General features: G+C 71.8%; 26 protein-coding genes. 18 read left to right on the top strand and 8 right to left on the bottom strand.

All coding sequences use genetic code 11. From position 1 onward, the window contains the following. Positions 1–4: 4 nt before the first annotated feature. Both KUA19_RS25755 and KUA19_RS25750 read right to left on the bottom strand, forming a co-directional pair. The gene (locus tag KUA19_RS25755) at positions 5–655 is read right to left on the bottom strand and encodes a hypothetical protein (RefSeq protein WP_217399864.1); all 651 of its coding nucleotides are present in this window, start codon (positions 653–655) and stop codon (positions 5–7) included. Beyond that, positions 652–1,728 carry a type VII secretion protein EccE gene (locus KUA19_RS25750; RefSeq protein ID WP_217399863.1) on the bottom strand — a complete coding sequence of 359 codons (1,077 nt, stop codon included), beginning with the start codon at positions 1,726–1,728 and terminating at the stop codon, positions 652–654. Before KUA19_RS25750 ends, KUA19_RS25755 begins: the two co-directional genes overlap by 4 nt. A gap of 144 nt (positions 1,729–1,872) precedes the next feature. On the opposite strand from KUA19_RS25750, the gene KUA19_RS25745 reads away from it, so the two are divergent. Continuing rightward, entirely contained in the window at positions 1,873–2,115 is a 243-nt protein-coding gene (locus KUA19_RS25745) for a type VII secretion protein EccB (protein ID WP_217399862.1), read from the top strand. Positions 2,116–2,176: 61 nt separating this feature from the next. Here KUA19_RS25745 and KUA19_RS25740 read toward each other — a convergent pair whose 3' ends face one another. Both KUA19_RS25740 and KUA19_RS25735 read right to left on the bottom strand, forming a co-directional pair. Further along, complete coding sequence (locus KUA19_RS25740; RefSeq protein WP_217399861.1) at positions 2,177–2,470, bottom strand: WXG100 family type VII secretion target; 294 nt, start codon at positions 2,468–2,470, stop codon at positions 2,177–2,179. A gap of 9 nt (positions 2,471–2,479) precedes the next feature. Then, complete coding sequence (locus tag KUA19_RS25735; protein WP_217399859.1) at positions 2,480–2,800, bottom strand: WXG100 family type VII secretion target; 321 nt, start codon at positions 2,798–2,800, stop codon at positions 2,480–2,482. Between the two features lie 240 nt (positions 2,801–3,040). On the opposite strand from KUA19_RS25735, the gene lepB reads away from it, so the two are divergent. Genes lepB through KUA19_RS25720 form a run of 3 tightly spaced genes read left to right on the top strand, consistent with a single transcriptional unit; the run spans position 3,041 to position 7,459 of the window. Beyond that, on the top strand, positions 3,041–3,667 hold the full coding sequence (lepB, locus tag KUA19_RS25730) for a signal peptidase I (RefSeq protein WP_217399858.1): 627 nt from the start codon (positions 3,041–3,043) through the stop codon (positions 3,665–3,667). 58 nt (positions 3,668–3,725) lie between these two features. Further along, the gene (locus KUA19_RS25725; protein WP_217399856.1) at positions 3,726–6,380 is read left to right on the top strand and encodes an AAA family ATPase; all 2,655 of its coding nucleotides are present in this window, start codon (positions 3,726–3,728) and stop codon (positions 6,378–6,380) included. Between the two features lie 41 nt (positions 6,381–6,421). After that, a complete protein-coding gene (locus KUA19_RS25720) occupies positions 6,422–7,459 on the top strand; it encodes a hypothetical protein (RefSeq protein WP_217399854.1) in 1,038 nt (345 codons plus the stop codon). Between the two features lie 66 nt (positions 7,460–7,525). Here the strand turns inward: KUA19_RS25720 and KUA19_RS25715 are convergent, their stop codons facing one another. After that, entirely contained in the window at positions 7,526–8,176 is a 651-nt protein-coding gene (locus KUA19_RS25715) for an alpha/beta fold hydrolase (RefSeq protein WP_217399852.1), read from the bottom strand. Between the two features lie 141 nt (positions 8,177–8,317). Here KUA19_RS25715 and KUA19_RS25710 point away from each other — a divergent pair, with 141 nt between their 5' ends. Beyond that, complete coding sequence (locus KUA19_RS25710) at positions 8,318–8,482, top strand: hypothetical protein (RefSeq protein WP_217399850.1); 165 nt, start codon at positions 8,318–8,320, stop codon at positions 8,480–8,482. Between the two features lie 58 nt (positions 8,483–8,540). Further along, positions 8,541–8,912 carry a hypothetical protein gene (locus tag KUA19_RS25705; RefSeq protein ID WP_217399848.1) on the top strand — a complete coding sequence of 124 codons (372 nt, stop codon included), beginning with the start codon at positions 8,541–8,543 and terminating at the stop codon, positions 8,910–8,912. A gap of 66 nt (positions 8,913–8,978) precedes the next feature. Here the strand turns inward: KUA19_RS25705 and KUA19_RS25700 are convergent, their stop codons facing one another. Together KUA19_RS25700 and KUA19_RS25695 are read right to left on the bottom strand one after the other, a co-directional pair. Next, positions 8,979–9,440: a hypothetical protein gene (locus KUA19_RS25700; RefSeq protein ID WP_217399846.1), complete on the bottom strand. Its 462-nt coding sequence runs from the start codon at positions 9,438–9,440 to the stop codon at positions 8,979–8,981. A 91-nt stretch (positions 9,441–9,531) separates the two neighbouring features. After that, positions 9,532–10,272 (bottom strand): SAM-dependent methyltransferase, encoded by a 741-nt coding sequence (locus KUA19_RS25695; RefSeq protein ID WP_217399844.1) that lies wholly within the window; start codon positions 10,270–10,272, stop codon positions 9,532–9,534. A gap of 385 nt (positions 10,273–10,657) precedes the next feature. Here KUA19_RS25695 and KUA19_RS25690 point away from each other — a divergent pair, with 385 nt between their 5' ends. From KUA19_RS25690 to hpxZ, 6 genes are all read left to right on the top strand, one after another. Beyond that, on the top strand, positions 10,658–11,188 hold the full coding sequence (locus KUA19_RS25690; RefSeq protein WP_217399842.1) for an SMI1/KNR4 family protein: 531 nt from the start codon (positions 10,658–10,660) through the stop codon (positions 11,186–11,188). Between the two features lie 182 nt (positions 11,189–11,370). Continuing rightward, complete coding sequence (locus tag KUA19_RS25685) at positions 11,371–12,024, top strand: GntR family transcriptional regulator (RefSeq protein ID WP_254550146.1); 654 nt, start codon at positions 11,371–11,373, stop codon at positions 12,022–12,024. 81 nt (positions 12,025–12,105) lie between these two features. Then, the gene (biuH, locus tag KUA19_RS25680; protein ID WP_217399838.1) at positions 12,106–12,846 is read left to right on the top strand and encodes a biuret amidohydrolase; all 741 of its coding nucleotides are present in this window, start codon (positions 12,106–12,108) and stop codon (positions 12,844–12,846) included. A 36-nt stretch (positions 12,847–12,882) separates the two neighbouring features. Further along, positions 12,883–13,581, top strand: a complete 699-nt coding sequence (locus KUA19_RS25675) for a cysteine hydrolase family protein (protein ID WP_217399836.1) — start codon at positions 12,883–12,885, stop codon at positions 13,579–13,581. 29 nt (positions 13,582–13,610) lie between these two features. After that, complete coding sequence (locus tag KUA19_RS25670) at positions 13,611–15,260, top strand: regulator (protein ID WP_254550124.1); 1,650 nt, start codon at positions 13,611–13,613, stop codon at positions 15,258–15,260. 75 nt (positions 15,261–15,335) lie between these two features. Next, positions 15,336–15,713, top strand: a complete 378-nt coding sequence (gene hpxZ / locus KUA19_RS25665; protein WP_217399834.1) for an oxalurate catabolism protein HpxZ — start codon at positions 15,336–15,338, stop codon at positions 15,711–15,713. A gap of 30 nt (positions 15,714–15,743) precedes the next feature. Here hpxZ and KUA19_RS25660 read toward each other — a convergent pair whose 3' ends face one another. Further along, complete coding sequence (locus tag KUA19_RS25660; RefSeq protein WP_217399832.1) at positions 15,744–16,367, bottom strand: hypothetical protein; 624 nt, start codon at positions 16,365–16,367, stop codon at positions 15,744–15,746. 193 nt (positions 16,368–16,560) lie between these two features. Between KUA19_RS25660 and KUA19_RS25655 the strand changes: the two genes are divergently transcribed. From KUA19_RS25655 to treY, 6 genes are read left to right on the top strand one after another with little or no spacing between them, the layout of a single operon-like run. Then, entirely contained in the window at positions 16,561–17,346 is a 786-nt protein-coding gene (locus KUA19_RS25655) for a beta/alpha barrel domain-containing protein (protein ID WP_217399830.1), read from the top strand. Beyond that, positions 17,346–17,621: a MoaD/ThiS family protein gene (locus KUA19_RS25650; RefSeq protein WP_217399828.1), complete on the top strand. Its 276-nt coding sequence runs from the start codon at positions 17,346–17,348 to the stop codon at positions 17,619–17,621. The genes KUA19_RS25655 and KUA19_RS25650 overlap by 1 nt, the downstream gene beginning before the upstream one ends. Next, on the top strand, positions 17,618–18,346 hold the full coding sequence (locus tag KUA19_RS25645; protein WP_217399826.1) for an HAD family hydrolase: 729 nt from the start codon (positions 17,618–17,620) through the stop codon (positions 18,344–18,346). Before KUA19_RS25650 ends, KUA19_RS25645 begins: the two co-directional genes overlap by 4 nt. Then, positions 18,336–19,748: a glycogen synthase gene (locus tag KUA19_RS25640; protein WP_217399824.1), complete on the top strand. Its 1,413-nt coding sequence runs from the start codon at positions 18,336–18,338 to the stop codon at positions 19,746–19,748. Before KUA19_RS25645 ends, KUA19_RS25640 begins: the two co-directional genes overlap by 11 nt. Beyond that, positions 19,745–21,247 carry a 4-alpha-glucanotransferase gene (gene malQ / locus KUA19_RS25635; protein ID WP_217399821.1) on the top strand — a complete coding sequence of 501 codons (1,503 nt, stop codon included), beginning with the start codon at positions 19,745–19,747 and terminating at the stop codon, positions 21,245–21,247. Before KUA19_RS25640 ends, malQ begins: the two co-directional genes overlap by 4 nt. Then, a complete protein-coding gene (gene treY / locus KUA19_RS25630) occupies positions 21,244–23,547 on the top strand; it encodes a malto-oligosyltrehalose synthase (protein WP_217399819.1) in 2,304 nt (767 codons plus the stop codon). The genes malQ and treY overlap by 4 nt, the downstream gene beginning before the upstream one ends. The last annotated feature ends 39 nt before the right edge of the window (positions 23,548–23,586 follow it).

The following is a 23,586-nucleotide window of genomic DNA, read 5'->3' as shown; positions in this document are numbered from 1 at the left end:
CCGGTCAGCCGACCCGGCCGGGCAGGCCCACCAGGCTCTGCTCGAGCGGTGTCAGCGCGATGGTCACCCGGTGGTTGAGGTCGGCACCGAACACCGCGACGATGTCGGAGAACAGGGCCTGCAGCCGGGCGGTCTCGTGCTGGCGCAGCCGCAGCGCGTCGGCGACGACATGAGCCGCCCGCTCGTCGAGCTGCCGGGAGATGACGACGTCGGCCTGCCGGATCAGGTCGCCGGCGAGGCTGGGCACCGCCGGCAGCAGCTGCAGTTGGGTGTGCCAGGCCGCCAGCGGCTGCTCGGCGCACTCCAGCGCGTGCGCGTCGACCACCAGCACCGGTCGCGCGGGAGCGCCCTCGGCGGCCACCGCATGATGCGGCGCGACCGTCAGCAGCCGGTCGGGTCGGCCGGTCGCCTGTGCCCCGAACTCCAGCCACGGCCGCGGGTCGGGCGTACGCACCCAGACCCTGGCGCCGAGGGCCAGGGCGCGGAACACCAGCAGACGGGCGAGCCAGTCGTCCCCCAGCGCCGCCACCCGGCGTGGCCGCGGGTGGAATAGCCGCAGCAGCACCGGCGCGTGCCGACGGCTGTCGGTGCCCAGCAGCAGTCCCGCACCACGGACCGGCAGGTGCGGGGCGGTGGCGGTGGCGGGTCGGCTCACGACAGCTCGCTTCCGGTCGGTGCGCTGGCGTATACGGCGTCGGCCTGGCCCGCCAGGCTCCGGAGCTCAGCGCCGACCTGGCGCAGCTGCGCGACGACGTGCTGTGACACCGTCTCCAGCGCCGTCGGGTGGACCGCGACCCGCACCAGCACCTGCACCGTCGGGTCGCCCCCGTGCGTGGATCGGCGCATGGTCGCCGAGGTGGCGGCGGTCCGACAGCCGGTCGTGACCAGCCGGTCGTGCACCTCGCCGAGCGGGAGCGCGGCGCCGTTGCGCAGCTGCCACGTACGGTGGGCCAGCTCACCGGCGATCCAGTGCTTTCCGTGGTCGCGGACCGCTGACGGGGGCACCGTGCCGTCGGGGAACACGGCGTCGGCCAGGGCGGTGCGGAGCTGCTCGGAACTCAGCGGCGCCGAGGGGTGGCCGTCCTCGGTGAAGGCGGCCGCGACCCGGCCCAGCGCCGCCCCCAGTGCCCGCTCCAGCCCGGCACGTCCGCCACCGCGCGCGGCGGCGGCCCGCGCGGCCTGCTCGTTGCCGAAGCGTACGGCGGCGTAGGTGGCGTGCGCGGCCAGCGCGGCCGACCCGTGGGCCAGTGCCGCGTAGGACTGCGCGGCGGGTGAACCGTCCAGCTGGCCGAGCACCGGGACCGAGGTCGCGACGAGTTGGATCGACGTGATCGGCAGCGTGTCGTCAGTGAGCAACCGGGCCAGGCGCCCCATCGAGACCTCGACGCTGCGGTGGCCGCTCATGCCGCGTTCGGGTTCGACCTCCAGCAGGCTGAACCAGCCGTGGTGGTCGCGGGCGATCCCGAAACTCAGGGCTCGGTGCTGCGCCTCGTGCACCGACAGGGTCGGCATCAGCGCGGTCACCGCCGATCCGGGCTGCGTGTTGTCGGTGGGCGCCCACTGGCGTGACCCGCCGGTCCGCACCCTGCTGTGTCCGGCTAGGACCGAGGCTTCCCCGAACGGGTTCAGCACGACTGCCACCGCGACCGTCACCAGCGCCGTTCCGGCGGCGGTCACGTAGGCCCCCGCCGGCACCTGCGCCAGTGTCGCGATGAAGAGGGCGGTCACGGCCAGGATCGAGCCGGTTCGCGGGCCGTGCGTCAGACCGTCACGTGTCGCCCCGCCGGCCGTGTCTGAGGCCATCGTTCCCCTTCAGCCGTCCCGGGTGCCAGAGATTAGTATTGTGTAACCGGTCGATGGGAGGAGCAACCCTTGTACAGCCGACAGGAGCAGGTGCACGCCCACCGGTTCGTCATCCGTCGGATCAAGAACGCGTTGATCCTGGGTGAGCCCGACGCGCTCGATCTGCCGCTGGCGCGGGCGGGCGCCGCCTTGATCGGCGGACTCTTCCTGGTGGGACTGCTGCTCGTCGGCCTGTTCGTGTACGGCCAGATCAAGCACGATCAGTGCTTCGCCCAGCCGACGATCGACTGCGTGTCCGGTCCGCAGCAGTGAACGTGCCCGCCGTGCGCCGCGGTCGCGAGCGCACGTTCGGGCACGTATCGACGGGGCGGCGCTACTGGAACCGCTTGGCGTTGGCGCTCTCGGTGTCCTGGTAGGACTGGCGGGTCTGACCGACCGCGCCGCCGATGAAGCCCATGGTGTCCTTGACGTCGTTGACGGCACGGGCGATCTTGTCCCAGGCCGCCTGGTAGGCGTCTCGGTCGCTGCCGTCCCACTCGAGCTTGGCGAGCCGACCCTTCAGGTCGTTGAGGCGTTGCTCCAGTTCGGAGACCTTGCGCTGGATTCCGGCTTGCGCCTCCTCCATCGCCGCGTAGTCGACGGCGATGACTCCCGGCTGATCGCTCATCGAAGGCTCCTAGTCCCGCGCGCCGCGCATCGAGTTGGATGAGATCTTGGAGAAGGACGCGGCCTGCTCCTCCTCGTTGGCGCTGTGACCGGCGGCCGTCTTCTTGAGGAGTTCGGCGATGTCACCGACGGCTTCGGTGAGCCGGGTCGCCTCCTGGTGCCAATCGGTCATGAGCTCCTGGAACCGCAGCGCGGCGTTGCCGCGCCAACTCCCGCCCAGCCGCTCGGCGAGCGCCTGGAGATCCTTGAGATCCTGATCGAGGGCTATGCGAGTGTCGTTGACGTCCTGCGATGCGACGCGGATCGTCTCCGCGTCGACCCGAATGGCCATCTGGGCCTCCCCACGAGGAATGACTGTGCGGACCGCATCGACGTCCGCAGAGGCCTCAGCGTACCGACATCGGGCCACCGTCGGGGCATCCACACCGGACGCGCGCCAGGGGGTGACGCGCCGCCCCGGCCATGAGTGAGCGTCGGCTCGGTGAGCGGGGGTCCGCGGCAGGATTCGTCACTCAGCACATTCCCAGGTAACGGTCCACCTCGATGCCGTCTGGACCGGTAACTTCTGGTTGTGACGGACGAGCAGATCAAGAGGCGCAACAAGTCGGGTTCCTTCTGGCGGGAACTGCCGGTCCTGCTGGCCGTCGCCCTGGTCGTGGCGTTCCTGGTGCGCCAGTTCGTGGTGCAGACGTTCTTCATCCCGTCGGAGTCGATGGAGCACACCCTGGACAGGAACGACCACGTGCTGGTCAACAAGCTCGTCTATGACTTCCGGACGCCCGCGGCGGGCGAGATCATCGTGTTCGAAGCGCCCGAGAGCTGGCGCGACGTGCAGGAGCACGAGGACTTCATCAAGCGGGTGATCGGTGCTCCGGGCGACCGGGTGGTCTGCTGCGATCCGCAGGGACGCATAGCGGTCAACGGCCATCCGCTGGACGAGCCCTATGTGTACCCGGGCAACAAGATGGCGCCCTCGGCATTCGACATCACCGTGCCCGAGGGCAGGCTGTGGGTGATGGGCGACCATCGGGAAGCCTCCGCCGACTCCCTGGCCAACTACAACAGCCACGGGCATGATCTGCAGCAGGCCACCATCCCGGTTGATGCGGTGATCGGCCGGGCCTTCGTGCTGTTCTGGCCGTTCGACCGGTCGACGTGGCTGACCACGCCCGAGACGTTCGACGGCGTGCGGCAGTAGGGCGCGACGCCCGGCGGGAAGCCGAGTCGGCATTGGACCCGGTGTAGCATCTGAGCTCATGCGCGACGCCCCGCGCTTCGTCGGCCGGAAACCGGAACTGCAAGCCCTGCACCGCGCGTGGGCCGCGGTCCGGCAGGGCCAGACCAGGGTCGTCGCGATCGAAGGCGAAGCCGGGATCGGCAAGACCGCGCTGCTGCGCCACTTCCTGGCCCTTGCCGGTCCGCGCCAGCACCGATGGGCCTCCGGTGACCCCGACGAGAGCGCCCTGCCGTGGGCGACGCTCGGGCAGCTGGTCCCGTCGGTCGAGGCGACGGACGTCGCATACGCGGGACGGGCGCTGGCCCGCGAGCTCGGCCGGGCCGGAGAACTGCTGCTCATCGTGGACGACACACACTGGGCCGACCACCCGTCGCTGACCGCGCTGCGACTGGCCGTGCGGTCGATGACCGCCGAGCCCGTCCTGGTCGTCGTCACCAGCCAGCCCGACTCGGGCTGGGCCGTCGACGACGGCTGGCGCCGGATCGTCGACGGCGCCCGCGGCCAGCGGCTGCCGCTGCGGGGCCTGGACGCGGCGGAGCTGACCAGGTTCGCGCTGGTCTGCGGGCATCCGGACCTGTCTCCGGCGGGCGCGGCCCGCCTGCACGAGCACACCGCTGGGCATCCACTGCACGCCCAGCACGTCCTGGACCGGGTGCCGCCACGGATCCTCGCCCTCGGTGACGGGCCACTGCCCGCCCCGGCAGGTGTGTCGGCGGTGATCGCCGACCGGGTCGCCGCGCTCAGCCCGCCCGCGCGACGCCTGGTCGAAGCCGGGGCAGTGCTGGGCACGGAGTTCGCGCTGCACCGCGCCAGAGAGCTGGCCGGGCTGACCTCGGTGGCGCAGGCGGTGGCCGAAGCGGTCGACGGGCGGCTGCTCGCCGAGGCACCCGGCACGGGTGGGCACGAACTGGCCTTCACCGGCGCGCTGTCGCGCTCCGTCGTCTACCACGGACTCGACGCGCGGCGGCGCCGGGAACTACACCGCCGGGCGGCCGAGGTCGACCACGCACGCGCCGTCGCGCACCTGGTCGCGGGCGCCGACGGCCCGGACGAGCAGCTGGCGCGGCAGGTCGCCGCGTACGCGGCGATGCTCGCCGGGCAGGGTCAGGCCCACCAGGCCGCGGCGTACCTGCGGCACAGCGCCGACCTCACCCCGCCGGGCCCGGCCCGCGCACCGATCCTGTTCGCCGTGTGCGAGGCACTGCTGGTCGCCGGTGACCTGCGCGGCGCCGACGGTTACGCGGCCGAGATCCGGGCGCTGCCGCGCGACCCGTGGCGGGACTACCTGTGCGGCTATCACGCGCTGGTCAGCGGCCGCACCACCGAGGCCGCGCAGTTGCTGGAACGGGCCCTGGCCGACGCTCCCGCCGACCTGACCGCCCGCGTCGCGGCCCAGCTGGCGATCATCGCGATCCTCGACACCGACTACGACGCCATGGTCGGGCACGGGCAGACGGCGCTGGCAGCGGCCCGCGAACCGGCGGTGGCCTCGTTCGCGTGGTTCGCTCGCGCGGTCGGGCTGGCGCTCACCGGTGACGGGCAGCGGGCCCTGGCCGAGCTGCCACCGGATCCGCCGGGCCTGGACGGGCTGGTGGCCCGGGGCATGGTGCGGCTGTGGACCGACGACCTCGACGGCGCGTACGTCGACCTCAGCGGCGCGGTCGAGCGGGCTGTGCGCGGCGAGCCGCTGCGCGTCGGGCAGGCGCTGGCCTACCTCGGCGAGACGGAGTACCGGCGCGGCAACGTGGCCGAGGCGGTGCTGCACACGGCCCTGGCCGTCGGCGACGCCGAGGCCAACGCCCGGGTCTGGGACTACTCGCTGGTCCATGCCCTGGCGACGTATCCGCTGGCCGCGCAGGGCGATCCGGGTGCGGTCCGGCACATGGAGCAGGCGCGGGACTGGGCCGGGCGGATCGGCTCTCGCGCGGCGCTGACCTACGCGGCGCTGGCGCGGGCCGCCGTGTGCGACGCGGCCGGGGACACTGCCGGACTGCTGGCCGCCGCGACCGCGTTCGAGGACGCGTACGACTCCCGGGAGCCCGGCACCCACCTGTTCGGACCGCTGCTGGCCGACGCGCTGGCCCGTGCCGGACAGGTCGAACCCGCGCAGGCGGCCCTGGACCGGTTCACGAACCGCCCGGTCACGCGGGTGTCGGCGCGGGCCGCGGTCGCCCGGGTACAGGCCATGATCTGCGCCGCGCGCGGCGACCTGACCGCGGCCAGCACCGGGTGCGCCACCGCGCAGTCCCTGGCCGAGGCGGCAGGGCTGCCGCTGGAGGCGGCGCGGGCCGCCGCCCTGGGGGCCGGCTACCTGGCCGCGGCGGGTCGTCGCGCCGCCGCCGAGCGGGCCTGGCGCTGGGCCCACGACCGCTACACCGGCCACGGCGCGTACGCCTTCGCCGCCCGGGTCCGGGCCGCCGCCGCCGCGGCCGGGCTGCCGTTGACCGAGAGCGCGACCTGGCCGAACCTGACCCCGGCCGAACGGGCCGTGGTCAACCTGGTGTGTGCGGGACTGTCCAACCGGGAGATCGCGGCCCGGCTGGTGCTCAGCCCGAAGACCGTTGAGACGCATCTGAGCAGCGCGTTCCGGCGTCTGGACGTGACCGGGCGGGCGGAGCTGCGTTCGCTGGCCGCGGCGATGCCAGGGTGGTCGAAGCCGAACTCCGGGGTCTGACCCTGAGGCACGCATCGGCTGCCGTCCCTACGCTGCCGGGCATGCATATCTCTGCCAGAGTACTGTCGCCGCTGGTCGCCGCCGTTCTGGTGGCGGGCGCGGTCACGGTAACGCCCACTCCGGCGGCCGCCGGGCACCGTCCGGCGCCCACCAACGGATTCTCGCGGTCGGGTCCGTGGAACACGAAGCTGCCGCGCACCGTGCCGCTCGATCCGCGCTCGGCGCAGATCGTGCACAACATCCAACTCGACAAGGAGAACAACTACGGGACCTGGGCCATCAACACCGACACCTACTCGACGCCGATCTTCACCGTCGACCGGCGTACGCCGCGGACAAGGTGGACCTTCTCCGACTGCCTCGGCATTCCCGAGGCGGGACCGGTGATCGCCGACAGCCTCGCGGCGGTCCCGACCCCACCGGACCTGTTCGCCTCGCTGGGCACCGATGCCGCGCTCACCATCTACGAGCCCGACACCGACACCTACTGGGACTTCTGGCGGGCCGAGAAGGACGCGGCGGGCCACTGGTCCGCCTGCTGGGGCGGCAAGATCTCACACTACTCGCGCAACCCGGGGATCTTCCCGAACCCGCTCGGCGCCACCGCCACCGGGCTGCCGATGGGTGCCTTCACCATCCGCATCGACGAGCTGCGGCGTGGGCACATCGACCACGCGATCAACATCGCCACGGTACGGACGAAGGCAGGCTGCCACTCGTGGCCCGCCACCCGCGACGACGGCAACACCGTCGGCGAGGATCTGCCGTGCGAGGGGCAGCGGTTCCGCCTCGACCCGGACTTCGACGTGGACACCCTGCTCAGCCCGGCCGCGCGGACCATCGCACGGGCCATGCAGGAGTACGGCGTGATCATGACCGACAAGGCCGGGGCCGTCGTCACCTACGCCGAGGACCCGCGCCTGGAGATGGCCCGCAACGGCGGAGTCGACCCGTACTCGCTGCTCATCGACCCGGACGACATCGTGCCCGACGGCTCGGAGAAGTACCTGCTCTTCTACGACCTGCCGCTGGAACGGCTGCAGGCCCTGCCGCTGGACTACGGCAAGCCCTGCCCCTGATCGGCGCCTGGGGCGCGGTGCGCGACGGTCGGACCGCCGCGCACCGCGTCGCAGGGTGGGCCGAGGTCAGTCGAGATAGGCCAGCAGGCGCTCGGTCAGCTCGGTCGGGCGGCTCAGCGCCGGAGTGTGCCCGCTGTCCATCTCGTCGGGGACGATGCCCAGCCGCTCCAGCGCGACCCGGCGGACGAATACGGTGGGGAACAGGGGGTCCTGCCGGCACGCCAGGATCCGGGTCGGCACGTCGGGCCAGGCCTTGAGCGGTGACGGCTGGGCCAGCCGGGCCACCGACTGGGGCCGGCCGCGCCGCACCGCCTCGGCCGCGAGTCCGGCCGGAGCGTCGTGGTAGAACAGGGCGACCTGATCGTCGTAGCGTGGCCGTACCTCCTGGTCGTGGCCGGTGTTGGCCCAGTAGGCAGCGGGTGACTCACCGGGCGCCGGGATCATCGGTGCCACCAGGACCAGCTGCCGCACCGGCAACCGGTCGCAGACCAGGGGCGCGGTGAAGCCCCCGAACGAGTGCCCCACCACGACCAGCTCGGTGGCGTCACCGACCGCGTCCACCACGGCGTCGGCGTACTCCGGCAGCCCCGCCTCGTCGTCGTCGCTGGGCAGATCGGGCGCCACCGCGAGGTGGCCGCGGGCGCGCAGCTCCGCTGCCACCGGGTGCCAGTGCCAGCCGGTGTGCCCGGCACCGTGGATCAGCACGAAGGTGGCCACGTCGTCCTCGATTCCGGTTCGGATGCCACGACGAACCTATCCTGCGGTCGGTGCGGACCGTGGGACGTGACGCGGCCGGATTGACAGGTCTCGGCGACCTGGCAGCATGGCGGACGTCGATCGATGGCGAGCGGGGGACCCATGTCGACTTCAGGAACCGACGCGTACGCGGGACTGTCCGGCCTGCCGGAACTGGTGCGCTCCGCGCTGGAGCTGGCCAGGCGGCTGGACTTCCCGTCCTCGTCGCCCGGAGCAGGGACGTCTGCTGCAGGTGCTGGCCGCCGGCGCGACCGGCAGCATCGGTGAGACCGGCACGGGATGCGGCGTCGGACTCGCCTGGATGATCGCCGCGCGTCGTCCAGGCGTGCGCGTCGTCAGTGTCGAGCGGGACGAGCAGCGTGCCCACGTCGTCGCCGCGCTCTTCGCGGATCTGCCCGATGTGGAGATCCTGCACGGGGACTGGACCCGGATACAGGAACGCGGCCCATTCGATCTGCTGGTCACCGACGGTGGCGGCAACGGCAAGAGCACCCCGCCCGCCGACCCTGAGCTGCTGCTCAATCCGTGCGGCACCATCGTCATCGACGACTTCACCCCGATGACGCAGTGGCCGCCGGTCATCGCGGGTGAACCCGATCTGGCCAGGCTGGGGTGGCTGGAGCATCCGGCGCTGCGGTGCACCGAGGTGCGGCTGGCCCCCGATCTGTCGACGATCATCGGGACCAGGCGTCCCTGACCGGGATGATCGACGTGCGGCCGGGTCGCGGGGCCCGTGTCGTCGGCCCGCGACCCGGCCGGACCGTCAGTGGAACAGGTAGTAGGCCGTAGCGCCGGCGAGGTCCAGGGCGGCGCTGGAGTCCGGGTTCTGGTAGTCGTGGTAGCGCACCGACTGCATCAGCTGCGGCCGGTAGTGGGCCACGACCATGTGCCGGGAGCCGCCGGTGCGCTGGAAACCGAGAGCGTACTGCCGGTCGGTGGTGGCCCCGAGAGCCCGGAATGCCTGCTCGACCGCGGCGAGCGTGCCGTACTGCGTCACCTGTGCGGGCAGCCCGAGCCCCTGGAAGAAGGTCTGCGTCTCGGTCATCGTCATCTGCTCGCCGGGCTCCTGCATGATCTCGGTCCGCTTGGTCAGCTCACCCACCGTGGTGTTGAGCAGCTGCGCGGCGGTCACGTAGTAGCAGTTGTCGGTGAGCCCGTACGTGTTGACCGGTGACCCGTCCTTCATCACGGTGTCGCCGCCGCTGTCCTTGCCGGGAGTGGTCATTGGTGTCTCCTCACATCGACCGGAGGTGCCGTCGATGGACAGAGGACCCGGCCGGTCAGGGCGATACGACCGCTTCCCGACAACCGCCGGGTCACTTGACGGCCAGGCCGCCCCAGAACGCGTCGGGCACCTGCTCGACGGGGCCGTCGGGACGCCACCGGGCGACCGGGACGATGCCGTCGTCGGTCACCCGCCAGCGGCCCAGCAGCGCGCCGAAGTCCGCGGGTTCGCGCATGTGGAAGCCGGGCCCCATCATCGCCAGCGCCTCCGGGTATGCCGTGAGCTCCATCGCGTCGAAGTCGAACGCCAGGCGGCTGCCGTCGGGCACCAGGTCGTACATTTCGTCCAGGGCGTGGGCCAGTGTCGCGTCGTCGAGGAACGCGGCCAGGCCAAGGAAGATCAGCCCCACCGGACGGGTGGTCCACTCGGGCAGCGTGCGGTCCAGCACGTCGGTGTCGATGCGGCGCGGGTCGGCCGCGTCGCCGGGCACGTAGCCGACGTTGCCCAGCCCGGCGACCAGCTCCCGGCCCGCGGCGACGATCTGCGGGTCGAGGTCGGTATAGAGCACGTGGGCGCCCGGCACGCTCTGGTGCACATTGCCCTGGGCGGGGATGCCCGCGCCGAAGACCAGGAACTGGTCGACGCCCTCGGCGGCGATGTGCCGGGCCGCACGGCCGGAGAAGGCGCGCAGGGACCGGAAGATCGCCGCGCACGGGCCGTACGCCCCCTCGAACGCCTGCGCGGCCGCCACGTCCACCGGGTGGTGGTTCGTCCCGCCCAGCCAGTAATCGATCATGCGGGCGGTGCTCGGGGCCTGGGGCTGCTCGGTCATCGCCACTCCTGGGTGCCACTGTGCGGGACGCGAAGTCGTGACCGGACGGCTCCCGGTCGTGACGACTTTGTAGCACGCCATCCCGGCGGGAACGGGCACCCGCGCAGGGTGGCCTCGTCGCAAGATGTATCGGCACATGTTTGCGCACCCGTCCCTGCGGCGAGCCGCACCGTGCGGCCGAGCCTGCCGTGGATGCCCGGTTCGCCGGTCGACAACGCAAGTACAGGCTGCGGCGACCGGCTACGGAGCTGCTGGTTCTCGGGGTCTTCGTTCCGGTGCCGGCCTTGGTGGTCGCCCTGCTGCACTGACCTGGGGAATCGAAGCCGCGTATGGCCACTCACTGGTCTACCGTGTGCTCGGCCGGGCGGGCCCTAAGCTCCTGGCTGTGCTTCATCAGGAATTGCCCGCCATGCTGGCCGCCGCGCTCAAGGCACCCTTCGCCACCGACCACGAGGGGCATGACTTCCAGCCGTCCGACGAGTTCGATTCGTTGGAGGAGACCGCGGAATGGTGGGCGGCCTGGACCGACAACGAGGACGCCGGCGTGCCGCCTTTCCGTTTCTTCGGCCAGGACGGCTCGGGCGGCCACGCGGCCGTTTGGCTGCGCGACCGGGACGCTGCGATCGAGACCCAGCCGGTGGTATACCTCGGCTCCGAGGGCGAGCTGGCCGTGATCGCGAAGAACCTTGGCGACTACCTGTGGCTGTTGGCCAACGGCGTCGGTCCGTTGGAAGCGGTCGACGACCTGACCCGCGTGCCGGAGCCGATCCCCGAGCTCATCGCGCTCGCCCCCGGCGAACCACGCTCGATCGAGGCCGTTCGCGCCGAAGCCGAGACCATCCTGGCCGCCCTGGAGGAGCTCGTCGAGGAAACCTGTAACGGCCCCTTCTTCGACGAGGACGGGGAACCGCGCTAACGTGCGGAGTCTTTGATTCGTTCGCCGTGTGCGGCGAGGCTGGCGCGAATCTCGGCCGACTCCGGCAGCGCGAGCTTCGGCCAGCGACTATCATCCATACCAGAACCAACAGCAAATTTCGGACTCAGGACACTAGAGTTCGGTCAGTTGCGACGGCTGGCAGACTCGGTGCCGTGACGGAGATGGCACCAGCCCCGGTGCACGGGGAGATCGAGTCCTTCAGCCTGGTCGAGTTGGCGGTGACCCGGTTACGCCGGGAGATCCTCAGCGGCAGGTCGGAGCCGGGCGAGCGGCTGGTGGAGGAGCAGTTGACCCGGCGGCTCGGGATCAGCCGGGCGCCGCTGCGGGAGGCGCTGCGGCTGCTGGGGGAGCAGGGGCTGGTCGAGCACGTGCCGCGGCGGGGCGCGAGGGTGGCCACCCTGTCCGACCGGGACGTGCGGGAGCTGTACGCGGTGCGCGACATGCTGGAGCGGCACGCGGTGGAGCAGGCGCTGTCGGCGGGTCAGCCCAACGCCCTCGCCGGGCTGCGGTCGGCGCTGGCGCAGCTGCGCGACGCGGCGGCGGCCGGGGACCAGCTGGAGGTGGCCAACGCGCACCGGTCGTTCCACGTCAGCCTGGTGGCGATGTCGGGCAACCAGCAGCTCACCTCGATCTACGAGTCGATCCTGGTGAGGCTGCAGCTGTACATGGCGATCAACCTGCGGCGCGAGGCGGAGCAGACGCACTCCGACGACGGGGTGCACCGGCACGAGCGGCTGCTGGAGGCGGTCGAGACCGGTGACACGGCGGCGGTCCTGGCCGCGCTGGGCGGGCACGGAGCACGGTCCTATCTGTAGGGCCCCGGCCGGGGGCACCAGGTCATCGCAACGTTACCGACTGGAACAGACCGTGAAACAGTTCGGTCGACAATCGACAGTATGCAGAACCTGGTGCCCCACCTCAACTCCGCCGCTGCCGTGCCGAGCGGGGCTCGCATCGGGCCGGTGCAGGCCAGGCCCTACCGCTGGCCGTACGACGGGTCCGTGCCCGTCGCCCGGACGGCGCTGCTGTGCATCGACTGGCAGACCGACTTCTGTGGGCCGGGCGGATACGTCGACGCGATGGGATACGACATCGGGCTGACCCGGGCCGGGCTGCCCGCGACCGCCAAACTGCTCGACCACGTGCGCGCGCTGGGCATGCTGGTAGTGCACACCCGCGAGGGTCACGACCCCGACCTGTCCGACCTACCCGCCAACAAGCGTTGGCGCTCGGCGCAGATCGGCGCCGAGATCGGGTCGGCCGGACCGTGCGGCCGCATCCTGATCAAGGGCGAGCCGGGCTGGGAGATCGTGCCCGAGGTCGCCCCGGTCCCCGGCGAGGTCATCGTCGACAAGCCGGGCAAGGGCGCGTTCTACGCCACCAACCTGGACCTGGTACTGCGTACCCACGGCATCACCCATCTGATCCTGACCGGCATCACCACCGACGTGTGCGTGCACACCACCATGCGCGAGGCCAACGACCGTGGCTACGAGTGCCTGATCCTGTCGGACTGCACCGGCGCCACCGACCCCGGCAACCACGAGGCCGCGCTGCACATGGTGACCATGCAGGGCGGCGTCTTCGGCTGCGTCGCGACGTCCGACGACGTCATCGCGGCCACCTCCACCTCCTGAGCGAAGCGTTCCGCCTCACCGAGAAGGCGAGCCTCTATGACCACCCCCGCCACCGTCGACGCGCAGCCGTCGCCGTACACCTTCGATCCCGCGACCACCGCGCTGCTGGTCATCGACATGCAGCGCGACTTCCTGGAACCCGGCGGCTTCGGGGAGACCCTCGGCAACGACGTCGCCCAGCTGCGTACGGCCATCGCGCCGACCGCCGCGCTGCTGGCAGCCTGCCGCGAGGTCGGCCTGCCGGTCATCCACACCCGCGAGGGGCACCTGCCCGACCTGTCGGACTGCCCACCGGCGAAGCTGAACCGCGGCGCGCCCAGCATGCGCATCGGCGACCCCGGACCCAAGGGCCGCATCCTGATCCGCGGCGAGTACGGCCACGACATCGTCGACGAGCTCGCCCCGCTACCCGGCGAACCGGTGATCGACAAGCCCGGCAAGGGCGCGTTCTACGCCACCGGGCTCGGCGACCTGCTCACCGAGCTGGGCGTACGCAGCCTGATCGTCACCGGGGTCACCACCGAGGTGTGCGTGCACACCACGGTGCGCGAGGCCAACGACCGGGGCTACGAGTGCCTGGTCCTGTCCGACTGCGTGGGGTCGTACTTCCCCGAGTTCCAGCGGGTCGGCCTGCAGATGATCGCCGCGCAGGGCGGCATCTTCGGCTGGGTGGCGCCGTCACCGGCCTTCATCTCCGCGTTGCGGAGCAGCACCGCGCTGTCGCAAGCCGCCTGAACCTCCCGCCGCCCCGAAAGCAGGTATCCATGACCGAACTCGCCCCGGCCCCGGCCGCGCCGGTGAAGCTGCCGCACTGGGTGCGCGGCGACACCAACGCCTTCTTCGGCTTCGGTGTCAACGTCCTGGTCAACGCGCTGACGCTGACCACGCTGTGCCTGTACGTCATCAACCTCTCGCCCGACAACGTGTTCGGCACCATCCTGCCCGCGCTGGGCATCGCCCTGGTGTTCGGCAACGTCTACTACACGATCCTGGCCCGGCGTCTGGCCGCCCGCGAGGGCCGCACCGACGTCACCGCCCTGCCGTACGGCCCCAGCGTGCCGCACATGTTCATCGTCATCTTCGTGATCATGCTGCCGGTGTACCTGAAGACCAAGGACGCGGTGAAGGCCTGGCAGGCGGGCATCGCCTGGGCGTTCATCATCGGCGTCATCGTGCTCATCGGCGCGTTCGTCGGCCCGTACATCCGCAAGTACACCCCGCGCGCGGCACTGCTGGGCACGCTGGCCGGCATCTCCATCACCTTCATCTCGATGAACCCGGCCGGGCGGATGTGGGACCTGGCCTGGGTCGCGCTGCCGGTCTTCGCCATGCTGCTGATCGGCCTGCTCACCAACGTCAAGCTGCCGTTCAACTTCCCGATCGGCCTGGCCGCACTGCTGCTGGGCACCGCCATCGGCTGGATCGGCGGGGCCATGTCGGTGCCCGACGTGACCGCCGCCGCGAAGACCATCGCCCTGGCCGTGCCCGACCTCAAGGTCGACCTGCTGCTGGCCGGGCTCAAGGAGATGGCGCCGCTGCTGGCCACCGCCATCCCGCTGGGCGTGTACAACTTCACCGAGGCGATGACCAACGTGGAGAGCGCCGCCACCGCCGGTGACAACTACAACCTGCGCAGCGTGCTGCTCGCCGACGGTACGGGCGCGATCATCGGCTCGCTGCTCGGCTCGCCGTTCCCGCCCGCGGTCTACGTCGGCCACCCGGGCTGGAAGGCGGCGGGCGGCCGCACCGGCTACTCGATGGCGACCGGCATCGTCATCGCGCTGCTGTGCTTCCTGGGCATGTTCGGGCTGCTCGCGGCGATCTTCCCGACGGCCGCGATCGTGCCGATCCTGCTCTATATCGGGCTGCTGATCGGCGCCCAGGCGTTCCAGGCGACGCCACGGGCCCATGCCGCGGCGGTCGTCGCCGCGCTCATCCCCAACATCGCCTCCTGGGCCACCACCCAGATCGACAACTCGCTGGCCGCCGCGGGCACCACCGCCGGTGCCGTCGGCGACCAGGCGCTGGCCGGGGCGGGCGTGGTCTACCACGGCCTGCTGGTGCTCGGCCAGGGCGCGATCCTGGCCGGTCTGGTGCTCGGCGCGATCGTCGTGTTCATCATCGACAAGCGGTTCCTCAAGGCGGGGATCTTCGCCGCCGTGGGCGCCGCGCTCACCTTCGTCGGGCTGATCCACGGCGAGAAGGTGGAGTGGAACGCCAACGGGCCGGTGGCGCTGGGCTATCTGTTCGTCGCGCTCGTCTGCGTCATCTTCCACTTCGGCGGCCACGCCCCCCGGGAACCCGAACCCGAGGAGCTGGCCCTCGACCGGTTGCACGGCGGTGCCGACGCACAGCCGTCGGCCGCTGAATCCGCCGTCGCCGCGGAGCCGGACCAGGCCGCCGCCACGGTCTGATCCGGTAACACCCGCCGCCTCCCGGCCCGGGAGCACGCGCCCGGACCGGGAGGCGGCGACTAGCGAGGAGACCGCATGGACATCGACCGGCCCGAGGTCGTCGCGCAGGTCGCGGCCGCCTTCACCGCGTACGAGAAAGCGCTGGTCGGCAACGATCCCGACGAGATCATGGCGTTCTTCCACGACAGCCCCGACACGGTCCGCTTCGGCATCGCCGACCGGCAGACCGGCTGGAAGCAGCAGCACGCCTGGCGCCGCGAGCAGCCGCCGCTGCCACCGGGCCGCACCCTGCACGAGACCCGGATCAGCACCTTCGGCGACGACCTGGCCGTGGTCACCACCTGCTTCAGCTATCCCGGCGGCGCGGCGGTCGGCAGGCAGTCGCAGACGTGGGTACGGCTGCCCGATGGCTGGCGCATCGTCAGTGCCCACGTTTCCCACCCGGCCGGGTGACCGCGTCGGCGATCACCGGAAAAGGTGGGGTCACATGACGCCGCCGACGCGGGCGGCGGCGGCGTAGTCGCGCAGCTCCTGCGGCGCGCCGCGGTGCTTGGCCAGCCAGCGGTCCACGATCGGCGGGACGTGCCGGGGCGCCCGGTGGTGCGCGTGGCCCAGCCCGTGCAGGGCGGCCCGCTGGCAGGCGACCGACTCCAGCGCCAGGATGTCCTCCAGCACGTCCAGCACCGTGTCCTCGCCCAGGTCGATGGGTGCGATGTCGAAGAACATGAAGCAGACGTACTGCAGCTTCGGCATGTGCTTGGTGTCCTCGACGGTGATCCGGGGGGCGAAGACCTCGGCGAACAGCGTGACGATGGAACGCAGCCCGCGGCTGCGCAGGACCCGCGGCACCTGCTTGCCGCCGAGCACGTGAATGTCGCCCCCGTCCACGATCTCGACCAGACCCCGCCCGACCTGTTCGTCGCCGTAGGGGCTGAGGATGGCGCCGGCCGCGCTGAACAGGCGCAGGATCCGTTCGGCGACGGCGACGGGGGTGTCGTCGCGGGCGTACCGTGCCAGCCACTCGGGTTCGGGTTCGTCCCATGGCCGGTCGCGGCGGTCGTGCTCGTACTCGAACAGGTACTTCATCCAGGCGTCGAAACCGTCCACGGACGTCGATTGAACTGGCCGTAGGCACGTCTGTCGAGCCGATTGTCGGTTCGCGACCGGGAAACACCGGCTCGCGGGCGGCGCCTCGTGTCCGGCCCGCCGGAATTGGGCCCTACGGAGCAATTTGGAAGACGCCGTCTGAGGTGACCGGCATGAAGAATTCATTAAGAGACTTCATGAAAGGTGGCGATAAATGTCTGTGACCGCGCTTGAGGACGCTGGCGTCCAGGAATCCTGGCTCACCCTCGGTGGGTATGAGCTGACCTCGCGGCTGCTGGTCGGCATCGAGCAGTACACGTCACCGACCCTGGTGCGACAGGTGCTGGAGGCGAGCGGTTCGCAGATCTTCATCACCACCGTGGACCCCGACAACAACCGGCCCAGCCTGCTGTTGTCGGATCTGGAGGACGAGCTGCCGCTGGAGCGCTACCTGTGGATCGGGACCACGTCGTTCGCCCGGTCCGGGCAGAGCGCGCTGCACACCGCCCACATCCTGCGTGATTCGTACGGCATCGAGATCCTCAAGCTCGACGTGCGCGACGACGGCAACCGCCCCGACAACAAGACCACCATCGAGATCGCCGAGACGCTGCGTGCCGAGGGCTACAGCGTGCTCCCGTTCATCCTGCCGGACCTGGACGACGCGCTGGCGCTGCAGGAGCTCGGCTGCTCGGCGCTGCGGATCATGGCCGCTCCGGTGGCGTCCGGCCGGGGCATCCCGGAGCCGCGCCGCATCCGGGAGATCATCGACGGGGTCGACCTGCCGGTGATCGTCGAAGGCGGACTCGGTACGGCGCGGCACGTCACACTGGCCATGGAGATGGGCGCGGCGGGTGTGCTGGTCAACACGGCCCTGGTGGACGCGAAGGAGCCGCTGCTGATGGCGGCCGCGATGCGCTCGGCCGTCGAGGCGGGGCGGCTGGCCCACCTGGCGGTCGCGATGCCCGGCGACGAGGACTCGGTCGGGGGTGACCGGTGATGGAGGTCCTGGTCGAGATCCCGACGGTGTTCCTGTCCCACACCAACGGCTCCAAGCGGGTCACCGCGTACGGCGGCACGGTCGCGGAGGTCCTCGCCGACCTCGACTCGCGGCACCAGGGCATCCGTTCCCGCGTGGTCAACGCCGACGGCACCCTGAAGCGGTTCGTCAACGTGTACGTCAACGAGAAGGACGTCCGCGCCGCCGATGCGCTGAACACCCAGGTCGCCGACGGCGACTCCATCCTCATCCTGCCCGCGGTCGCGGGCGGGTGAGCGCCCCGCTGTTCGACAGCGCCCTGTTCGACCTGGACGGGGTGCTGATCGACACGCAGGACGCGATCGTGGCGCTGTGGCGCGACCTGGCCGCCGGGCACGGGCTCGAGCTGAGCGAACGCGACGTCGACAGCCATGTGCTGGGCTGCTCGCCCGAGCACACCGTGCGAACGGTGTTCGGCGGCCTGGACCCCGACGGCCGGGACAGGGTGCTGGCCGCGGTCCGCGCCGCCGAACCGGACCTGGCGTTCAAGCCGGTGGCGGGAGCGGCCGAACTGGTCACCGGGCTGCACGCCGCCGGGGTGTGGCTCGGTCTGGTGACGGGCGCGTCGGCGTACCGGGCCGGGCGGGTGCTGGCCGAGCTGGGGGTGCGGGCCGCGTTCGCGGCGCTGGTGACCTGGGGCGAGGTCGAGCACGGCAAGCCCGCGCCCGACTGCTACCAGCTGGGGGCGCGTCGCCTCGGGTGTGAACCGGCGCGGTGTCTGGTGTTCGAGGACGCGCCCAGCGGGGTGACCGCCGCGGTACGCGCGGGCGCGGTTTGTGTCGGGGTCGGCGCCGATCCGCGCCTGGCGGCCAGTGGCGCGACCTGGACCGTGCCCGACCTGGCCGCCGTGCGCGGTCAGCCGGCCGGGCAGGGCGTGGTCCTGGACCTGTCCGGCGAGCCGGTGGCCACGCTGCGCGCCTGGCGGCCGGGTGAGGCGGGAAAGGAGACACATGGGCGGTGAGGTGCGGGGGCGAGCGGGCCGGACGGGGCCGCTGCGTGTCCATTTCGCGACCTCGGAAGTGTTTCCGCTGGTCAAGGTGGGTGGCCTGGGTGATGTGGCGCAGGCGCTGCCCAAGAGCCTGGCCCGGCGCGGGCACCGGGTGGACCTGTTCCTGCCCCGGTACACCGGCCTGCCCACCGGTCGGAAGGTCGCCGAGCTGGACGTCGCCGCGGGCACCGCGCGGGCCCGGTTCGAGGTCGCCGACCAGGGCGAACACGACGGCGTCCGCTACTACACCGTCGGCACGGCCGAGCAGCTCCCGTGGGACCGCCCCGAGGGGTACGTGGAGAAGGACCTCGCGTCGTTCGTGCTGTTCTCCCGGGCCGTGGCCCGGCTGGCGATCAGCGACGGCTGGCGTCCCGATGCGGTGCACTGCAACGACTGGCACGTCGGGCACGTCCCGGCTTACCTGCGTACGCTGAACGCGCCCTGCCGCAGCGTGCTCACCATCCACAACCTGGCCTACCAGGGGCTGTTCCCGCACAGCATGGCCGGTGAACTCGGGCTCACCGAGTACGGCGTCGGCAACCTGCTCGCCCAGGGCATCACGCACGCCGACGCGGTCACCACGGTCAGCGACCGCTACCGCGACGAGACCCTCTCCCCGCTGCGCGGCTGCGGCCTGGACGGGTTGCTGCGCGACCGGGGCGGCGACTACTCGGGCGTGCTCAACGGGGTCGACTACGACCAGTTCGATCCGGGCACCGACCCGCATCTGCCCGCGCGCTACGACGTGGGCGACATGGCGGGCAAGGCGGTCTGCAAGGCCGAACTGCAACGAGCGAGCGGCCTGCCGGTCGACCCGGCGGTGCCGCTGTTCGCCTTCGTCGGCCGGCTGGTCAAGCAGAAGGGCGTGGAGCTGCTGTTGGACAGCATCGACGAGCTGGCCGCGCTCGACGCGCAGTTCGTGTTCGTGGGCCGGGGCGAGCGCTTCGAGCGGGCGTTCGCGCGCGCGGCCCGCTTCTACCCGAGCATGGCGTTCCACCCCGACAGCCGGGAACCGGTCGCGCGGCTGGCCTACGCGGGCTCGGACCTGTTCCTGGCGCCGTCGGAGTTCGAGCCGTGCGGGCTGGCCCCGCTCATCGCGCTGCGCTACGGCTCGGTGCCGGTGGTGCGGCGGGTGGGCGGCATGGCGCAGACGGTGGCCGACACCGGCCTGGGCCTGTCGTTCACCGGCAACGACCGGGCTCAGCTGCTGGGCACGCTGTGGGACGGCATCGAACGCTACCGGGGCGGCCAGGGTTGGGCGCGGCTGCGGGAGCGGGCGATGCGGGCCCGGTACACCTGGGACGAGGCCGCCGAACGGTACGAGCGGCTGTACCGGCCCTCGGCCGCCGAGCGTGAGAAGGGGCATCCGCGTTGAGTCTGGTCCGACGCAGCGGCATCCTGCTGCACCCCAGTTCCCTGCCCGGCCGGTACGGCATCGGCGAGTTCGGTCCGGCCGCCACCGAGTGGCTGGAGTTCCTGGCCGGGGCCGAGCAGTCGGTGTGGCAGATGCTGCCGCTCAACCCGGTCGACAGCGACGGCTGCCCGTACCAGTCGTACGCGACGCTGGCCGGGAACACCCTGTTCATCAGTGTGGACCGGCTGCTGGACGCCGGGCTGCTCGACCGCGCGGACCTGGCCGACGTCCCGGATCTGTCCGGCGGCGACGTGGACTACCCGGCCGCCGCGGCGGTCAAGGATCGGCTGCTGGCGCGGGCGTTCGCGAACTTCACCCCGACCGCCGACAGCGAACGGTTCATCCGCGAGCAGAGCTGGTGGCTCGACGACTTCGCCCACTACATGGCGCTGCGCCGCCGGTACGGCTGGGCCTGGACCGAGTGGCCCGCGCCGCTGGCCCGCCGCGAACCCGACGCGCTGGCGCGTTCGGCGCGGGAGCTGGCCCGCGAGATCGACTACCACCGGTTCACCCAGTACCTGTTCGGCAGCCACTACGCCGCGGTGCGGGAACAGGCCCGGGAGCTGGGCATCGAGATCCTGGGCGACGTGGCGATGTTCGTCGGCACGCACAGCTCCGACGTGTGGGCGCGGCCGAACCTGTTCCAGCTCGACGCCGCCGGTCGGCCCACCGTGGTGGCGGGTTTCCCGCCGGACGAGTTCAGTCGCGACGGCCAGGTCTGGGGCAACGCCCTCTACCGCTGGGACGCGATGGCGGCCGAGGACTACCGGTGGTGGATCGACCGCGTCCGCCGGATGGCGGACCTGTTCGACATCGTGCGGCTGGATCACTTCCGCGGCTTCCACCGCTACTGGGCGGTGCCCGTGCCCGGTGACGCCACCCAGGGCCACTGGCAGGACGGCCCCGGCGCGGACCTGTTCACCGCCATCCGCAAGGAACTCGCCGACGTCGACATGATCGCCGAGGATCTCGGCCCACCGTCGGAGGACGTGCAGCGGATGCGGATCGACGCGGGCATTCCGGGCATGCGGCTGCTGCAGTTCGCGTTCTCCGGCGACGAGAACCAGCACCTGCCGCACCACTATCCCGCCGACTGTGTCGCGTACACCGGCACCCACGACAACGACACCACGGTCGGGTGGTGGGACACCGCCACCGCCGACGAGCGCGACCGGGTGGAGCTGTACCTGGGCGGGGTCGGCGACGGCATCTGCTGGTCGGCCGCGCGGGCGATCTTCGGCTCGGTGGCGTACCTGGCTGTGCTGCCCATGCAGGACGTGCTGCAGTTGGGCAGCCAGGCGCGGCTGAACACCCCCGGCCGGGCCGCCGGGAACTGGCAGTGGCGCCTGGATCCCAGGTCGCTCACGCCCGGGGCCGAGTTCCGGCTGCGCCGACTGACCGAGGTGTACGGCCGCGACCGGATGGCCACCCAGCGCCGGGCCCGGGGGTTCACGGGATGACGGTTCCCACCTCGACCTACCGGCTCCAGTTCGGACCGCACCTTCGCCTGACCGACGCCGCACCCGTCGCCGACTATCTGGCCGCCCTCGGCGTCGGCGCGCTGTACAGCTCGCCGCTGCTGGCGTCGACGCCCGGCTCGACCCACGGCTACGACCTGGTCGATCCGTCGCGCACCTGCGACGACCGGGGTGGCGACCACGCCCGGCGGGATCTGGCCGACCGACTGCGCCGGGCCGGGCTGGGCTTCGTGCTGGACGTGGTCTGCAACCACATGGGCGTGGCCGATCCGCCCGCCAATCCGTGGTGGTGGGACGTGCTGCGGCACGGCCGCGACTCGCCGTACGCGGAGTTCTTCGACGTCGACTGGGCGGCCGGTCCGTTGCTGATCCCGGTGCTGGCCGACGACGGCGACGGCGGGGTGTCGGCCGTGGACGATCTCACGGTCGACGGGGCGACGCTGCGGTATCACGAACACCGCTATCCGCTGGCGCCGGGCACCGGTGACGGCACCGCCCGGCAGGTGCACGAGCGGCAGCACTACCGGCTGGTGTCGTGGCGGCGCGGCATGGGCGACCTCAACTACCGGCGCTTCTTCAACATCGACACGCTGGCGGGGCTGCGTACCGAGGATCCGAGGGTGTTCGACGCGCTCCACGCCGAGGTGCTGCGCTGGGTACGCGACGGCGAGGTCACCGGTCTGCGCGTCGACCACCCGGACGGGCTGGCCGACCCCGGCGGCTACCTGCGCCGCCTGCGCGCGGCGGCGCCCGACGCCTGGATCGTGGTGGAGAAGGTCGTCGCCGTCGGCGAGCCGCTGCCCGCCTCCTGGCCGGTCGACGGCACGACCGGCTACGAGGCGCTGCGCGAGATCTGCGGGGTCTTCGTCGACCCGGGCGGCCGCGACCTGTTCGAGGCCCGGCACCGGACCTCGGCCGCCGAGGTCGACCAGGACTGCCGACGGCAGGTCACGCTGACCCTGCTCCCGGCGGAGCTGCGGCGCATCGCCCGGCTCATCGGTGACCTGTTGCCCGACGAGCCCCCGTCCCGGTGCCACGACGCCGCCGTCGAACTGCTGGTCGCGTTTCCGGTCTACCGCACGTACCTGCCCGAACACCGGTGGGCGCTGGACGAGGCCGTCGCGACCGCGCAGGGCCGCCGCCCGGATCTGGCCGCGATCCTGACGGCGGTCGCCGCGCGCATGGTCGCGAAGCCGATGGGGGAACTCGCCGTCCGGGTGCAGCAGACGACCGGACCGGTCATGGCCAAGGGGGTCGAGGACACCGCGTTCTACCGGTACCACCGCCTGGTCTCGCTCAACGAGGTCGGCGGTGACCTGGACCGCTTCGCCGTGCCGCCACCGGAACTGCACGCGGCCAACACGGCCCGAGAAGCTACCTGGCCGCACACCATGACCACGCTGTCCACTCACGACACCAAGCGGTCGGAGGACGTACGGGCACGGCTGGCGGTGCTCAGCGAGCTGCCCGAGCGGTTCCTCGCCGCGATGGACGGCTGGTCGGCCCACTGCCCGCTGGGGTATCCGGAGCTGGCGCCGTTGGCCTGGCAGACGCTGGTCGGCGCCTGGCCGATCGAGCCGGAGCGGCTCAGCGGCTTCCTGCTCAAGGCCGCCCGCGAGGCGCGGCAGCACACCGACTGGACCAACCCCGACCCGGACCTCGAGCGCGCGCTCACGGGCTGGCCGCAGCGTCTGCTGGCGCACGCCGAGGTGGCCGCCGACGTCGCCAGGTTCGTCGCCCGGATCCGGGACGCGGGCTGGTCCAACTCGCTCGGACAGAAGCTGCTGCAGCTGGCCGGGCCGGGCGTGCCCGACGTGTACCAGGGCACCGAGCTGTGGGACTGGTCGCTGGTCGACCCGGACAACCGGCGGCCGGTGGACTTCGCCGCGCGCCGGGAACTGCTCGACAAGCTCGACAGCGGCTGGCGGCCCGACGTCGACGACACCGGCGCGGCGAAACTGCTCGTCGTGGCGACGGTGCTGCGGCTGCGCCGCGACCGGCCCGACCTGTGGCACGGCTACGCACCCGTGTCCGCCGAGGGCCGCGCCGCCGACCACCTCGTCGGGTTCGCCCGCGGGCCGCGCCGCGACGTGGTGGCGGTCGCTACCCGGCTGCCGGTCGGCCTGCACGCCGCGGGCGGCTGGTCGGACACCGTCCTGCCGCTGCCGCACGGCACCGACCGCTGGACCGACCTGATCAGCGGCGAACCTGTCGAGACCACCACGCCCCGGGTCGCCGAACTGCTGCGGCGATACCCGGTGGCCCTTCTGGTACGGGGGTAGCAGTGACCACGACCCAACTCCAGGCACCCGACATCCGCC

This window comes from Catellatospora tritici (genome assembly GCF_019083965.1).
Taxonomy (GTDB): domain Bacteria; phylum Actinomycetota; class Actinomycetes; order Mycobacteriales; family Micromonosporaceae; genus Catellatospora; species Catellatospora tritici.
The sequence above is the reverse complement of the archived record's forward strand: the minus strand, read 5'-3'. Positions and strand labels throughout refer to the sequence as shown.

Bases quoted from the DNA above. Each gene is read 5' to 3' on its own strand.
- KUA19_RS25740 (WP_217399861.1), bottom strand. From the start codon at position 2,470: ATGAGCGATCAGCCGGGAGTCATCGCCGTCGACTACGCGGCGATGGAG.
- KUA19_RS25735 (WP_217399859.1), bottom strand. From the start codon at position 2,800: ATGGCCATTCGGGTCGACGCGGAGACGATCCGCGTCGCATCGCAGGAC.
- KUA19_RS25725 (WP_217399856.1), top strand. From the start codon at position 3,726: ATGCGCGACGCCCCGCGCTTCGTCGGCCGGAAACCGGAACTGCAAGCC.
- KUA19_RS25720 (WP_217399854.1), top strand. From the start codon at position 6,422: ATGCATATCTCTGCCAGAGTACTGTCGCCGCTGGTCGCCGCCGTTCTG.
- KUA19_RS25710 (WP_217399850.1), top strand. From the start codon at position 8,318: ATGTCGACTTCAGGAACCGACGCGTACGCGGGACTGTCCGGCCTGCCG.
- KUA19_RS25700 (WP_217399846.1), bottom strand. From the start codon at position 9,440: ATGACCACTCCCGGCAAGGACAGCGGCGGCGACACCGTGATGAAGGAC.
- KUA19_RS25695 (WP_217399844.1), bottom strand. From the start codon at position 10,272: ATGACCGAGCAGCCCCAGGCCCCGAGCACCGCCCGCATGATCGATTAC.
- KUA19_RS25685 (WP_254550146.1), top strand. From the start codon at position 11,371: ATGGCACCAGCCCCGGTGCACGGGGAGATCGAGTCCTTCAGCCTGGTC.
- biuH (WP_217399838.1), top strand. From the start codon at position 12,106: ATGCAGAACCTGGTGCCCCACCTCAACTCCGCCGCTGCCGTGCCGAGC.
- KUA19_RS25675 (WP_217399836.1), top strand. From the start codon at position 12,883: ATGACCACCCCCGCCACCGTCGACGCGCAGCCGTCGCCGTACACCTTC.
- KUA19_RS25670 (WP_254550124.1), top strand. From the start codon at position 13,611: ATGACCGAACTCGCCCCGGCCCCGGCCGCGCCGGTGAAGCTGCCGCAC.
- hpxZ (WP_217399834.1), top strand. From the start codon at position 15,336: ATGGACATCGACCGGCCCGAGGTCGTCGCGCAGGTCGCGGCCGCCTTC.
- KUA19_RS25655 (WP_217399830.1), top strand. From the start codon at position 16,561: ATGTCTGTGACCGCGCTTGAGGACGCTGGCGTCCAGGAATCCTGGCTC.
- KUA19_RS25650 (WP_217399828.1), top strand. From the start codon at position 17,346: ATGGAGGTCCTGGTCGAGATCCCGACGGTGTTCCTGTCCCACACCAAC.
- KUA19_RS25640 (WP_217399824.1), top strand. From the start codon at position 18,336: ATGGGCGGTGAGGTGCGGGGGCGAGCGGGCCGGACGGGGCCGCTGCGT.
- treY (WP_217399819.1), top strand. From the start codon at position 21,244: ATGACGGTTCCCACCTCGACCTACCGGCTCCAGTTCGGACCGCACCTT.